We start from the raw sequence: 12,995 nt of genomic DNA on the forward strand, positions 1-12,995 counted from the left end.
GCGCTTTAGGTTGTTGTTCGCGCATGATCTTTCCGGAAAACCGCTTCGCACTTTTCCGGATCATGCTTTAGCGCTCGTCCGCGATCACCTTGCCGTCGTTCGGCAGCGCGCCGGGGCCGACCAGCTCGATCGCGCCGCCGAGCTTCGTCACCGCCCGCAAGGTGCCCGCGATCTCCTCGCGCAGTGCCTCGCTTGCCGCCGCGGTTTCGGCCTTCAGCGTCATGGCGTCGGTTTCGCCCTGGCGCGTGACGACGAGGCGCAGGCGGCCGAGCGCGGGATGGCGCTTGGCGATCTCGGCGACCTGCTCGGGACGGACGAACATGCCCTTGACCTTGGTGGTCTGGTCGGCGCGGCCCATCCAGCCCTTGATCCGCATGTTGGTGCGACCGCAGGGGCTGGTGCCCGGCAGCGCGGCGGTGAGATCGCCGAGCGCAAGCCGGATCCAGGGATGGTGCGGGTCGAGCGAGGTGACGACGATCTCGCCGACGTCGCCCGGCGCCACGGGATCGCCGGTGCCGGGCTTTACGATCTCCATGATCAGGTCCTCGTTCACGACCATGCCTTCACGGGCCTCGGTCTCGAACGCGATGAGGCCGAGATCGGCGGTGCCGAAGGCCTGGTAGGCGTCGATGCCGCGCGCCTTGATCTCGGCCTGGAGCGAGGGCGGGAAGGCCGCACCCGAGACCAGCGCGCGCTTGATCGAGGAGACGTCGCGGCCTGCGGTTGCGGCAGCGTCGAGCAGGATCTTCAAAAAGTCCGGCGTGCCGCTGTAGCCGACGGGACGGTAGGCTTCGATCAGCTCGAATTGCTGCTCGGCATTGCCGGGACCTGCGGGGATCACCGCGCAGCCGAGCGCGCGCGCCGACGAATCGAAGATGAAGCCGCCAGGCGTGAGGTGGTAGCTGAAGGTGTTGAGCACGATGTCGCCCTCGCGGAACCCGGCCGCGAACAGCGCCCGCGCGCCGCGCCACGGATCGGCCTGCCGTCCCTCCGGCTCGAAGATCGGTCCCGGCGAGGTGAAAAGCCGCGCGAACGAGCCGGGTGCTACCGCCACGAGGCCGCCGAAGGGCGCCGAGGCCTTGTGCAGGGCCGGCAGTTCCGACTTGCGCAGCACCGGCAGGCGCGCCAGCGCCGCGCGCGTGGTCACGGCGTCCGGATCCACGCCCTTCAGCCGCTCGGCATAGGCGGGTGCCGTCATCGCGCTGCGCAGAACGGCGGGAAGGCGCGAAAACAGCTCGGCCTCGCGCGCAGCCTGCTCGCGCGTCTCGAGGGCGTCGTAATGGGCGGTCATGGCTGATCTTTCCGGGTTGGCATCCGTTGCACGCCGCCGCTGGCATGGGTATCAGACGGCCATTGTGGGGACGTGGAGAGAGCGAGATGGCGGAGGAACCGATCATGGCGGCGGAGGAGACGGCCGGCGTCGTCGCGCGCCTGAAGCGCCGCATGATCGAGGAGGCGATGCCGCTGTGGTCGACCGTCGGCTGGGATCATGAAGCGGGCGGCTTCATCGACCGGCTGCACCGCGACGGCACGGCGGATGCCGCCGCGCCGCGGCGCGTGTTCGTGCAGGCCCGCCAGATCTACTGCTACGCCAAGGCGGCGCAGATGGGCTGGTATCCGGAAGGGCGCGCCATCGCGCTGAAGGGGCTGGAGCACCTGCTGGCGAAGGCCAAATCGCCCGACGGCAAGCCCGGCTATGTGCACCGGCTGACGCCAGAGGGCGCGATGCTTGACGGTCGGCGCGACGCCTATGACCACGCCTTCATCCTGTTTGCGCTCGCGACCGTCTACACGCTCGACAAGGACGCGCAAATTCGCGCCGAGATCGACGCGCTGCTCGCCTTCCTCGACGGCCATCTGCGCTCGCCGCATGGCGGCGTTCACGAAGGTCTGCCGGTCTCGCTGCCGCGCCGGCAGAACCCGCACATGCATCTGTTCGAGGCGATGATCGCGTGCTTCGACGCGACCCACGATTTGTCGTTCCAGAACCGTGCCGGCGAGTTCTTCGCGCTGTTCCTCGCCAATCTCTACGACAAGCAGAAGCACGTCTTGTCGGAGTATTTCGAGGAGGACTGGTCCAAGATCGAGCCGGTTAGCGTCGAGCCGGGCCATCAGGCGGAATGGGTCTGGCTGCTGAAGGGATTTGAGCGCATTACCGGCTGTCCGACCGGGCAGCGGCGCGCGGAGCTGCTGGCGACCGCGCTGCGCTATCGCGACGAGGCGACGGGCTGCCTGATCGACGAGGGCGATGCGAGCGGCAACATCCGCCGCAGCACGCGCCGGCTGTGGCCGCAGACCGAGATCGCGAAGGCGTGGATCGCGCAGGCCGAGTCCGGCGAGGCGGGTGCGGCGGAGGAGGCGCGCGCGTCGCTGGTGCTGCTCGAACGGCATTATCTCAGCCATCCCGTCAAGGGCGGCTGGTACGACCAGTTCGATCGCGACGGCAAATCGCTGGTCGACACCATTCCTGCGTCGTCGTTCTATCATGTTCTCTGCGCAGTCACGGAAGCGGAGCAGGTGCTGGGCTAGGCTCGAAGCGTTGCGGGTCACAGCCAACGCTTGCGCCGCTTGAAGCTCTTGAGATTTTTAAAACTCTTGCGCTGGTCGCCGGCGCCGCCGAGGTAGAACTCCTTGACGTCCTCGTTATCGCGCAGCTCGTCGGCGGTGCCGTCGAGCACGACCTTGCCCTGCTCCATGATGTAGCCGTGGCTCGCCACCGACAGCGCGGCGCGCGCGTTCTGCTCGACCAGCAGGATGGTGACGCCGAGGTCGCGGTTGATCTTCTGGATGATGGAAAACACCTCCTTCACCAGCAGCGGCGACAGGCCCATCGACGGCTCGTCCATCAAAATCATCTTCGGGCGCGCCATCAGCGCGCGGCCGATCGCGAGCATCTGCTGCTCGCCGCCGGAGAGGTAGCCGGCAAGCCCGGTGCGCTCCTTCAGGCGCGGGAAGTAGTTGAAGACCATGTCGAGATCGGCATCGACCTCGCGGTCCCTGCGGGTGAAGGCACCGAGCTTGAGGTTCTCCAGCGACGTCATGTCGGCGACGATGCGCCGGCCCTCCATCACCTGGAAGATGCCGCGGCGGACGATCTTGTCGGGATCGATGCCGTTGATGCGCTCGCCCTCGAACAGGATCTCGCCGCGCGTGACTTCGCCGTCCTCGGTCTTGAGCAGCCCCGAGATCGCCTTCAGCGTCGTCGACTTGCCGGCGCCGTTGGCCCCCAGCAGCGCCACGATCGCACCCTTGGGCACGTCGAGGCTGAGCCCGCGCAACACCAGGATGACATCGTCATAGACGACCTCGATGTTGCGCACGCCGAGCAGGGGCGGCGTCGCGACAGCGGTGGGAGTTGAGCGGGTTGCTTCAATGGTTTGGGACATGCGTCTTCATTCTCCGCTGTCGTCACAGCTTCATCCGTCATTCCGGCGTGGTCCGCAGGACCGAACTATGGTGCGCAATTGCGAACCTGAGAATCTCGAGGTTCCGGGTTCGCCTCTTCGAGGCGCCCCGGAACGACGAACGGATCAGTCTCACCAGCCCAGCAGCTCCGGCTTGCGCGGCAGCTCGACGGTCTTGACCTTCTCGAGCTTGATCGTGCCCTTGGCCATGAGATCGTTGAGATCGCCGTCGGTCGCGCCCGACACCTTGGTGCGGTAGAGGTCGACCTTCAGCGTGCCGCGGTGATCCTTGTCGGTCCAGGTCGAGGGATTGCAGACGCCTTCCATACCTGATGGCACCCAGTCCTTCTTCTGATAGAAGCCCTTGGCGACGTTCTCGCCGGTGGCGCCGCCGTTCTTGGCGGCCCAGTCGAGCGCCTCCTTCATGTACAGCGCCGAGCAGACCGCCGCGATGTAGTGCACCGGGCGATAGACCTTGCCGCTCGGATCGGACATCTTGGAGATCTCCATCACCGTCTTCATGCCGGGCGCATCGCCGCCCCAGCTCACCGCGGTGCGCAAGGGGAAGATCACGCCGTTGGCGGAATCTCCGGCCGTCTTGGCGGCGTTCTCGTCCATGCCCCAGACATTGCCGAGGAACTGGATCTCGACGCCGGCGGTCTTGCAGGCCTTCATCACCGAGATGTTGGAAGCCGCGGTGTTGCCGAGATAGGCGTAGTTGGCGCCCGAGGATTTCAGGCTCAGGCACTGCGCGCTGTAGTCACCCGGCGTGAGCGCGAACACCAGCGGCGGCAGCACCTCGAAGCCGAGCTCCTGCGCCATGGCTTCGCCCGCGGCCTTCGGCGCGTTCGGATAGGGATGGTTGGCGCCCATGTGCACGAACTTCGGCTTGCCGGACTTGCCCTTGGCCTTCCAGTCCTCGGCGGCCCACATCAGCATCGCGCGCAGCGAGTCCGAATAGCTCGGGCCGTAGAAGAAATTGTAGGGCGCGGGCTTGGCCTTGCCGCTGACACCTTCGGGATCGGTCAGCGCCGCGGCATAGGAGCCCGACATGTCGGGGATCTTGTCCTGGGCGAGGAAGCCGGTCAGAGCCTCGGTATCGGCGGTGCCCCAGCCCATGATCGCCGCGACCTTGCTGTCCGGCGCCGACCATTTCTTGTACAGCGCGATCGCGCGCGGCACCTGGTAGCCGTAGTCGTTGGTGTCGACGCTGAGCTGCTTGCCGCCGACGCCGCCGTTCTTGTTGACCCAGGCAAAAGCGTCGGCGACGGCCTGGCCGTAGGGCGTGCCGACGTCGGAGGTGCCGCCGGAATAATCGGCGAGGTGCCCGATCGCGATCTGCGCCTGCGCGCCGGCCGAAAAGGCGGCGATCACGATCGCGAGCGATGCGGTGCTCAAAAGGGATTTTGCCTTCATGGGTCGGTTCCTCCTGTTTATTGTCTAAGTGAAGTTGCCCGGCTCAGTGCGAGAACGGGTAGAGTTTCCAGTACGCCTTGATCTGCCGCCAGCGATGCGCGAGGCCATCGGGCTCGAACATCAGGAACGCGATGATGATCACCCCGATCGCGATCTCGCGCAGGAAGGTGATGTTGGTGTTGAGCGACAGCGCCTTGTCGATCGCGCCACCCTTCAAGTAGTGGCTGATGAACTCCATCCCCTCGGGCAGCAGCACCACGAAGGCGGTGCCCATCAGCGTGCCCATGATCGAGCCGGTGCCGCCGATGATGATCATGGCCAGGAACAGGATCGAGCGCTCGATGCCGAATCCTTCCTGGGAGACCACGAGCTGATAGTGCGCGTAGAGCGCACCGGCGATGCCGGCGAAGAAGGCCGCGAGGCCGAACGACAGCGTGCGGTACTTGGTGAGGTTGATGCCCATGATCTCCGCGGAGAGATAATGGTCGCGGATCGCCACCAGCGCGCGGCCGTCGCGCGTGCGCATCAGATTGGTGACGAGGATGTAGCTCAGGAGCACATAGGCCAGCACGACGTAGAAATATTGTTTATCGCCGCGCAGCGTATAGCCGAAGATCGAGAACGGCTCGGCGCTCGCCGGCACCGAGCCGCCGGAGAACCATTCGGCGCGCGAGAAGAAGTCGAGCAGGATGTATTGCGCGGCCAGCGTCGCGATGACGAGGTAGAGGCCCTTCAGCCGCGCCGCCGGGATGCCGAAGATCAGACCGACCATCGCGGTGACGACGCCCGCGAGCGGAATCGCGAAGAACACCGGGATCGGCGCGTTGTTGGAGATGTAGGCCGATGTGAAGGCGCCGAGCAGGAAGAAGGCGGCGTGCCCGATCGAGATCTGGCCGGTGAAGCCGACCAGGATGTTGAGGCCGAGCGCCGCGATCGAGAAGATGCCGATCTGGATCAGGATGCTGAGCCAGTAGCCGCTGAAGAATTGCGGCGCGAGGCAGAGCAGCAGCACGCCGAGAATCGCGAAGTTGCGGCTGGTGGTGGTCGGGAAGATCGTGGTGTCGGCCGCATAGGAGGTGCGGAAATCACCAGCGGGGATGAGGGCAGGGCCGGCCATGGGTCAGATCCGCTCGATGTCGTGGGTGCCGAACAGGCCGTAGGGCTTGATCATCAGCACGATGATGAGGACGTAGAACGGCGCAATCTCGTAGAGATTGCCCCAGTGCAGGTATTGGCTGTCGACATATTGGGCGACGTTCTCGAGCAGCCCGATGATGATGCCGCCGAGCACCGCGCCGCCGACGGAATCGAGCCCGCCGAGGATCGCTGCCGGGAACACCTTGATGCCGTAGGCGGCAAGGCCCGAGGACACGCCGTTGACGACGGCGACGACGACGCCGGCGACCGCGGAAACTGTCGCCGAGATCGCCCAGGCCATCGCGAACACGCTTTTCACGGAAATTCCGAGCGACTGCGCGACCTGCTGGTTGAACGCGGTGGCGCGCATCGCGAGGCCGTATTTCGAGGCGCGGAAGAACCAGGCCATGCCGATCATCATCGCGACCGAGACGACGAGGCTCATGACGTAGACGGTCTGGATCTGGAGGCCGAACAGGCTGACCGACTGGCTCTCGAACACGCGCGGGAACGGCTGCGGGTTGACGCCGAACATCCACTTCAGCGTGGCCTGGAGCACGGTGGACAGGCCGATCGTCACCATGATCACGGAGATGATGGGCTCGCCGATCATCGGCCGCAGGATCAGCACCTGCACCGCGATGCCGAACACGAACATGAACACCAGCGTGATCGGCATGCCGATCCAGAACGGCACCTGGTATTTGGCGAGCAGCGCCCAGCACACCCAGGCGCCGACCAGCAGCAATTCACCTTGCGCGAAATTGACGACCTGGGTCGCCTTGTAGATCAGCACGAACGACATCGCGACCACGCCATAGAGCGTGCCGACCACGAGGCCGTTGACCAGGAGCTGGATGAGGAAGGCGGTGTTCATGTGATGCTATCCTTCGCCTCTCCCCGCTTGCGCAGGGAGGGGTGGATCGATTGCCGGCTCTGTATTGGAAGCGAATTCACTCCGCAGCCTCCGCCATGTGCCCATGTCCGCCGAGGTCCACCACGCGCAGTGTCGTTCGTACGCGCTGCGTGGTGCCGTCCTGGAAGCGGATCACGGTGTCGACGGGGATGTCGGCATCGCCGCGGTAGATCGCATCGATGATGCCTTCGTACTTCTCGTTGATGACGCCGCGGCGCACCTTTCGCGTGCGGGTGAGCTCGCCGTCGTCGGCGTCGAGCTCCTTGTAGAGCAAGAGGAAGCGCGAGATGCGCTGGGCGGGCGGCAGTGTGGCGTTGACGGTCTCGACCTCCTTCTGCAGCAGCGCATAGACCTCCGACCGCGAGGCGAGATCGCTGTAGGTCGTGAAGGAGAGGCGGTTCTTCTCCGCCCATTTCGAGATGATGGAGTAGCGGATGCAGATCATCGCCGCGAGCGCGTCGCGGCCGGCCCCGAGCACCACGGCTTCGGCGATATAGGGCGAGAACTTCAGCTTGTTCTCGATGAATTGCGGCGAGAAGCGCTCGCCGCGCGAAGTCTCGGCGAGGTCCTTGATGCGGTCGATGACGACGAGCTGCCGATTGGCATTGAAATAGCCAGCGTCGCCCGAGAGCATCCAGCCGTCCTTGATGTCGGCGACACTCGCCTCGGGGTTCTTGTAATAGCCCAGGAACATGTTGGGATGCCGCACCACGATTTCACCGACACCGTGGACGTCGGCATTGTCGATGCGGATCTCGACGCTGTCGGCCATCGGCACGCCGGTGGTGTCAGGATCGACCTTGCCCTCCGGATGCAGCGTATAGGCCCCGAGCAGCTCGGTCTGGCCGTAGAGCGTGCGCAGCGGCACGCCCATGGCCTGGAAGAACTTGAAGGTATCCGGCCCGAGCGCCGCGCCGCCGGTGGCGGCCGAGCGCAGGCGGGTGAAGCCGAGGCGGTCACGCAGCGCGCGGAACAGGATCGTATCGGCAAAGCCGGAGCGCTTGCCCTGCTCCAGCGCCGCGAGGCCCGACTTCATGCCGATGTCGAACAGGCGCTGCTTGAAGGGCGTCGCGTCCATCACCTTGGCGCGGACGTCGGCGGCGATGGACTCCCAGACGCGCGGGGCGAACAGCACGAAGGTCGGCGCGATCTCGCGCAGATCGTTCATCATCGTGTCGGGCTCTTCGACGAAGTTGATCTTCATCCGGCAGAGCAGGCCTTTGCCGAGCACGTAGACCTGCTCCATGATCCACGGCAGCGGCAGCACCGAGACATATTCGTCATCGGGCCCCTTGGGGTCGAAGGCGAGATAGGTCGCGCAATGGCCGAGCACGCGGCCGGCGGCGAGCATCGCCAGTTTCGGATGCGAGGTGGTGCCGGACGTCGTGCAGAGGATCGCGACGTCCTCGCCCTTCGTGGCATCCACCAGCTTGTCGTAAAGCTCCGGCTCGCGCGCGGCGCGGGCGCGGCCGAGCTCGGCAAACTTCTCCGCCGACATCAGGCGCGGGTCGTCATATTTCCGCATGCCGCGCGGATCGGAATAGATGATGTGCTTCAGCTTCGGCACACGCTCGGCCAGCGCCAGCAGCTTGTCGACCTGCTCCTCGTCCTCGGCGAAGACCAGCTGCGCCTCGCCATAGGTGAGGAGATAGGCGGCTTCTTCATCCAGCACGTCGCGATAGAGCCCGAGGCTGAGGCCGCCGATCGCATGCGTCGCCACTTCTGCTGCGACCCAGTCCGGTCGGTTGTCGCCGATGATGCCGATGACGTCGCCGCGACCAAGGCCTAGCTCGATGAGGCCGAGCGCGAAATCGCGCACCCGCCTCTGGTAGTCGCTCCAGGTGAAAATGCGCCACAGCCCGAGATCCTTCTCACGCAGCGCGATCTCGTTGCCGTGCTCCTTCGCATTGAGCCGCAGCATCTTCGGGTAGGTATCGGCCTGCGCGACGCGGCCTGCATAATCCATCATGCCGCGCTCTCCTGCGCCGGAGGAGCGTCGTCGGGATCGACCAGCGCCTCGTCTTCTTCACCCAGATAGGCGCGCTTGACGTGGGGATCGGCGAGCACCGCGCCCGGATCGCCTTCGGCGATCTTGCGGCCGAAATCCAGCACCATGACGCGGTGGGAGATGTCCATCACCACGCCCATGTCGTGCTCGATCATCACCACCGTCATGCCGAACTCCTCGTTGAGATCGACGATGTAGCGGGCCATGTCCTCCTTCTCCTCGAAGTTCATGCCGGCCATCGGCTCGTCGAGGAGGATGAGGCGCGGCTCCAGCGCCATGGCGCGGGCGAGCTCGACACGCTTGCGCAGGCCGTAGGAGAGGGTGCCGGCGGTCGCCTTGCGCACCGACTGCAGGTCGAGGAAGTCGATGATCTCTTCGACCTTGCGGCGGTGTTCGAGTTCTTCCTTGCGCGCGCCGGTGAGCCAGTACAGCGAGCCCGTGAGGAAGTTGTTCTTCAGGAGGTGATGGCGGCCGACCATGATGTTGTCGAGCACGCTCATGTGGTGGAACAGCGCGAGATTCTGGAAGGTGCGGCCGATGCCGAGCGAGGCGCGCGCATTCGGGGTCAGGCCGGTGATGTCGCGATCGCCATAGAACAGCTGGCCTTCGGTCGGCTTGTAGCGACCGGAAATACAGTTCACGATCGAGGTCTTGCCGGCGCCGTTGGGGCCGATGATCGAGAACAGCTCGCCTTCCTTGATGGCGAAGCTGACATCGGTCAGCGCACGAACGCCGCCGAATCGTAAGGACACGCCGCGCACTTCGAGACTGGTAGCCACCAAACAAATCCCTCCCGGTGATGGCGCGTTCTGCGGCGCTCTTCGTCGGTTCTGTCGGGCGATACTAATACGGCCGTGCCTGCCAGACCATGCAGCTATTGGTCTCGACCGGACGGTCGCCACTTTCGTTCCCGTTTGGGATCAAAAGCCGCATCACCCGAGGTGGTTCTCAATAGGGGAAAGCGCTATTTTGAAATGTCTCCGGCCTGACAATTCTGCGACAAAGTTTTTCGGACCGAGGCGGCCTTCATCTTTCGTCGGATGGAAGCCGAAACGTTGATGTTGCGATGCAGCATAAGGGTGGAGTGACGACACGGTGCGGCTGGCTTCGAGATCATGATTTCAGAGGATCATCTGAAGCGCGTTGCCGCCTGGTCGCGCGAGCTCACGCACGCGGAGATCGAGGTCGCCCGCGCCGGAATCACGGAGCGGTCCTACGGCACCGGCGAGACCGTGTTCATGCGCGGCGACAATTTCGACTATTGGGCCGGCATGGTTTTCGGCCTTGCCCGGATGGGCGGGGTCTCGCGCGACGGCAAGGAGACCAGTCTCGCCGGGCTGACGGCGGGGGCCTGGTTCGGCGAGGGCAGCGTGCTCAAGAACGAGCCGCGCCGCTACGACGTGGTGGCGCTGCGCAACAGCCGCGTCGCGCTGATGGAGCGCAGCGCGTTCATGTGGCTGTTCGAGAACAGCGTCGGCTTCAACCGCTTCCTGGTGCGCCAGCTCAACGAGCGGCTCGGCCAGTTCATCGGCATGCTCGAGGTCAACCGCACGCTCGATGCCACCTCGCGGCTTGCCCGCAGCATCGCCTCGCTGTTCAACCCGATCCTCTATCCGGAATCGACGGCGCATCTGGAGATCACCCAGGAGGAAATCGGCGCGCTCTCCGGTATGTCCCGCCAGAACGCCAACCGCGCGCTGAACCGGCTGGAGAAGGAGGGGCTGCTGCGGCTGGAATATGGCGGCGTCACCATCCTCAATGTCGAGCGGCTGCGCGGGTACGGGGATTAGGCGCCGTCAGCGCGCGTTGGCGGGTGCGTGCAGCGGCCAGAGGTCGGCGCGCCAGCGGATCGCGATCGCCAGCATCGCGATGAAGCCCACGGCGGCGTAGAGCGACCCTGTCGCGGAATAGCCGATGATGTCGATCAGGCTGCCGGCCGCGAGCAGTCCGAGCGGCAGGCCGTAGATCACCATCATGCGCACGCCCATCACGCGGCCGCGCAGATGCGCGCTCGCCGTGCGCATCAGGATCACGGCCGCCGAGATCATCGACATGCTCTGTGCGATGCCGGCGAGAACGAGGCAGGCCATGGCGACGGGCATCGTCCTGATCTCGACGAACACCAGCAACATGGCGTACCAGGCCAGCGTCGCGCCGATCAGCAGCCGGGCAATGCGCAGTCCGCCGACCAGGCTGAGCGTGATCGAGCCGATCAGCGAGCCGACGGCGAAGCTCGCCGAGAGATAACCGAGGCCGGTCTGGTCGGTGTGAAAGATTTCGCGCGCGATGTAGGGCAGCAATCCGCCGGTGAAGGGAAATGCGGTGAGATTGGCGAGGAAGGCGACGCACAGTGCGGCGCCCATTCCAGGGCCATTCCAGGCGTAGACGATCCCTTCCTTCAGCTCGTCGAGCAGTTTTGAAACGGCGCGGCTGTTCGCCGGCAGGTCCGTCGTGGCGACGGTCCTTTTCGGCCGGGTCAGGCAGGACATGAGAATCGCGGCCACCAGGTAGAGGCTGGCGACTGCCGCATAAACCAATCCAATGCCGAGCACGGCGAAGAGGCCGGCTCCTGTCAGCGCTCCGGCAATGCGGGCGCTATCCTGGGTCGTGCGTGACAGGCTGATCGCGCCGACCAGCTGCTCGGCCGGCATGATGTCGGCGAGCAACGCGCTGCGGAGGCCGAGATCGGAGGAGCGGATCAGGCCCATGATCGTCACGATGATCATGACGTTGAGCGGCGCCAGGTGTCCGGTCAGCGCCAGCACCATGATGGTCGAGGCCAGCGCCGTGTAGGTCAGGCGCAGCACCACGAGGAGATCGCGATGACCCATGCGGTCGCCGACCATCCCGAGCGCCGGTGCAATCAGTGTTCCCAGATATTGCAGCGAGGCGAGAAGGGTCAGCAGCAGCACCGATCCGGTCTCGACCAGGATGTACCAGCCGAGCACCAGGGTCTCGATCTCGAACGCCCAGGAGGTGAGCAGGTCGGATGGCCATTGGAAGCGATAGTTGCGAATGCGGAACGGTGCGAGCGCTGAAGGTCGCGCGCCTCTGCTCAAGAGGCGATGACGCGTGTCACGGCGATTCCCTACCTTTGTTGTTTCTTCTTGCTGTGTTGTTTCTTCTTGCTGTTCGGCAAAGTAGCGCTGACGCTACACCTGTCAATCGCAGCCGCTGCAGGCCGCCCCCGCGCTCGGCTCTTACCTCGCTGCGCCCTGTGGCTTCCGTTCCGCCAGCGCTGCGGCGATGGCCGAGATCAGCGGGCGCATGAAGTAGGCTTCCTCCGGAGGCAACACGTCGGTGCGCAGGCCGTGCGCGGCGAGCTCGCCGGAGACGGCCGGGCCCACCGAGGCGATCAGCGTGCGTTCGAGGCCGGCGCGCAGCTTCGCCTCGCTGCCATGCGCCCTGGCGGCTTCGATCAGGCGGCGGACCTGGCCGAGATTGGTCAGTGCGATGGAGTCGATGCGTCCTTCCGCCATGTCGTCGATGGCGGCGACGATGCTGGCATCTGCGGCCTTGGAATCGTAGACATAGGGCAGCACGGTGTCGACCTCGGCGCCTAGCGCGGCGAGCGCGCCGACCAATGCGCTGTGATCCTTGTCCGGATAAAGCTGCAGGCCGAGGCGATGGCCCTTCAGGTCGAGCTTGCCCAGCATCTCGATCACGCCCTCGGTGGTCGGCTTCTCCGTGGTCTGCTGCGCCTCGAGCGAGATTTCACGCAGCGCCTTGCCGGGCTTCGGCCCGCGGGTGAATTTGCGCGATTTGGCGAGCGACGCGACCAGGGCCTGGTCGAGCCCGCGAGCGCGCGCGAGCTTCATGATCCGCCGCAGGCCTTCGCCGGTCATCAGCACGAGGTCCTCAAAGGGCCTGTCGATGGCGCGGCGAATCCAGGCCTCGATCGGGGCGGGGTCCGGCGCATCCTCAATGGTGAACATCGGGCATTGCACGACCTCGGCGCCTTGTTCGGCCAGAAGCTTGGAAAACTGCGCCTCCTCGCGTGTTTCCAGGATCAGGATGCGGGTGCCGTTCAAGCGGTCGGCCATGGGCGAGCTCCGGTATAAATCGCAATGGTACGTTCATCCTGACTCTGCGCCCGGGATTGGCGCAAGGCCAG

General features: G+C 65.3%; 11 protein-coding genes. 2 read left to right on the forward strand and 9 right to left on the reverse strand.

The features are described from left to right. Positions 1-67: 67 nt before the first annotated feature. Positions 68-1,291 carry a phenylacetate--CoA ligase family protein gene (locus tag N2603_RS15350; RefSeq protein ID WP_260389474.1) on the reverse strand — a complete coding sequence of 408 codons (1,224 nt, stop codon included), beginning with the start codon at positions 1,289-1,291 and terminating at the stop codon, positions 68-70. A gap of 86 nt (positions 1,292-1,377) precedes the next feature. On the opposite strand from N2603_RS15350, the gene N2603_RS15355 reads away from it, so the two are divergent. Next, positions 1,378-2,529, forward strand: coding sequence for an AGE family epimerase/isomerase (locus N2603_RS15355; RefSeq protein ID WP_260389475.1), 1,152 nt, complete (start codon positions 1,378-1,380; stop codon positions 2,527-2,529). Positions 2,530-2,546: 17 nt separating this feature from the next. Here N2603_RS15355 and N2603_RS15360 read toward each other — a convergent pair whose 3' ends face one another. The 6 genes from N2603_RS15360 to N2603_RS15385 all read right to left on the reverse strand — a co-directional run bounded on the left by N2603_RS15360 (position 2,547) and on the right by N2603_RS15385 (position 9,660). Next, complete coding sequence (locus N2603_RS15360; RefSeq protein ID WP_260389476.1) at positions 2,547-3,386, reverse strand: ABC transporter ATP-binding protein; 840 nt, start codon at positions 3,384-3,386, stop codon at positions 2,547-2,549. 150 nt (positions 3,387-3,536) lie between these two features. Next, positions 3,537-4,820 (reverse strand): ABC transporter substrate-binding protein, encoded by a 1,284-nt coding sequence (locus N2603_RS15365; RefSeq protein ID WP_260389477.1) that lies wholly within the window; start codon positions 4,818-4,820, stop codon positions 3,537-3,539. A gap of 43 nt (positions 4,821-4,863) precedes the next feature. Further along, entirely contained in the window at positions 4,864-5,937 is a 1,074-nt protein-coding gene (locus tag N2603_RS15370; protein WP_018643252.1) for a branched-chain amino acid ABC transporter permease, read from the reverse strand. A gap of 3 nt (positions 5,938-5,940) precedes the next feature. Next, on the reverse strand, positions 5,941-6,834 hold the full coding sequence (locus N2603_RS15375; protein ID WP_027576773.1) for a branched-chain amino acid ABC transporter permease: 894 nt from the start codon (positions 6,832-6,834) through the stop codon (positions 5,941-5,943). A gap of 76 nt (positions 6,835-6,910) precedes the next feature. Continuing rightward, complete coding sequence (locus N2603_RS15380) at positions 6,911-8,842, reverse strand: long-chain fatty acid--CoA ligase (RefSeq protein WP_260389478.1); 1,932 nt, start codon at positions 8,840-8,842, stop codon at positions 6,911-6,913. Beyond that, the gene (locus N2603_RS15385; RefSeq protein WP_080140120.1) at positions 8,839-9,660 is read right to left on the reverse strand and encodes an ABC transporter ATP-binding protein; all 822 of its coding nucleotides are present in this window, start codon (positions 9,658-9,660) and stop codon (positions 8,839-8,841) included. Before N2603_RS15385 ends, N2603_RS15380 begins: the two co-directional genes overlap by 4 nt. Positions 9,661-9,996: 336 nt before the next feature. On the opposite strand from N2603_RS15385, the gene N2603_RS15390 reads away from it, so the two are divergent. Then, positions 9,997-10,671, forward strand: coding sequence for a Crp/Fnr family transcriptional regulator (locus N2603_RS15390; protein ID WP_260389479.1), 675 nt, complete (start codon positions 9,997-9,999; stop codon positions 10,669-10,671). Positions 10,672-10,677: 6 nt separating this feature from the next. Here N2603_RS15390 and N2603_RS15395 read toward each other — a convergent pair whose 3' ends face one another. Next, the gene (locus N2603_RS15395; protein WP_260389480.1) at positions 10,678-11,940 is read right to left on the reverse strand and encodes an MFS transporter; all 1,263 of its coding nucleotides are present in this window, start codon (positions 11,938-11,940) and stop codon (positions 10,678-10,680) included. Between the two features lie 141 nt (positions 11,941-12,081). Continuing rightward, complete coding sequence (locus tag N2603_RS15400; RefSeq protein ID WP_260389482.1) at positions 12,082-12,924, reverse strand: uroporphyrinogen-III synthase; 843 nt, start codon at positions 12,922-12,924, stop codon at positions 12,082-12,084. Positions 12,925-12,995: the final 71 nt, after the last annotated feature.

Source organism: Bradyrhizobium huanghuaihaiense, assembly GCF_025200885.1.
GTDB lineage: Bacteria > Pseudomonadota > Alphaproteobacteria > Rhizobiales > Xanthobacteraceae > Bradyrhizobium > Bradyrhizobium huanghuaihaiense.

Excerpts from the sequence above, each read along its gene's own strand:
- N2603_RS15365 (WP_260389477.1), bottom strand. The coding sequence starts at position 4,820 with ATGAAGGCAAAATCCCTTTTGAGCACCGCATCGCTCGCGATCGTGATC.
- N2603_RS15400 (WP_260389482.1), bottom strand. The coding sequence starts at position 12,924 with ATGGCCGACCGCTTGAACGGCACCCGCATCCTGATCCTGGAAACACGC.
- N2603_RS15390 (WP_260389479.1), top strand. The coding sequence starts at position 9,997 with ATGATTTCAGAGGATCATCTGAAGCGCGTTGCCGCCTGGTCGCGCGAG.
- N2603_RS15370 (WP_018643252.1), bottom strand. The coding sequence starts at position 5,937 with ATGGCCGGCCCTGCCCTCATCCCCGCTGGTGATTTCCGCACCTCCTAT.
- N2603_RS15350 (WP_260389474.1), bottom strand. The coding sequence starts at position 1,291 with ATGACCGCCCATTACGACGCCCTCGAGACGCGCGAGCAGGCTGCGCGC.
- N2603_RS15375 (WP_027576773.1), bottom strand. The coding sequence starts at position 6,834 with ATGAACACCGCCTTCCTCATCCAGCTCCTGGTCAACGGCCTCGTGGTC.
- N2603_RS15380 (WP_260389478.1), bottom strand. The coding sequence starts at position 8,842 with ATGATGGATTATGCAGGCCGCGTCGCGCAGGCCGATACCTACCCGAAG.
- N2603_RS15360 (WP_260389476.1), bottom strand. The coding sequence starts at position 3,386 with ATGTCCCAAACCATTGAAGCAACCCGCTCAACTCCCACCGCTGTCGCG.
- N2603_RS15355 (WP_260389475.1), top strand. The coding sequence starts at position 1,378 with ATGGCGGAGGAACCGATCATGGCGGCGGAGGAGACGGCCGGCGTCGTC.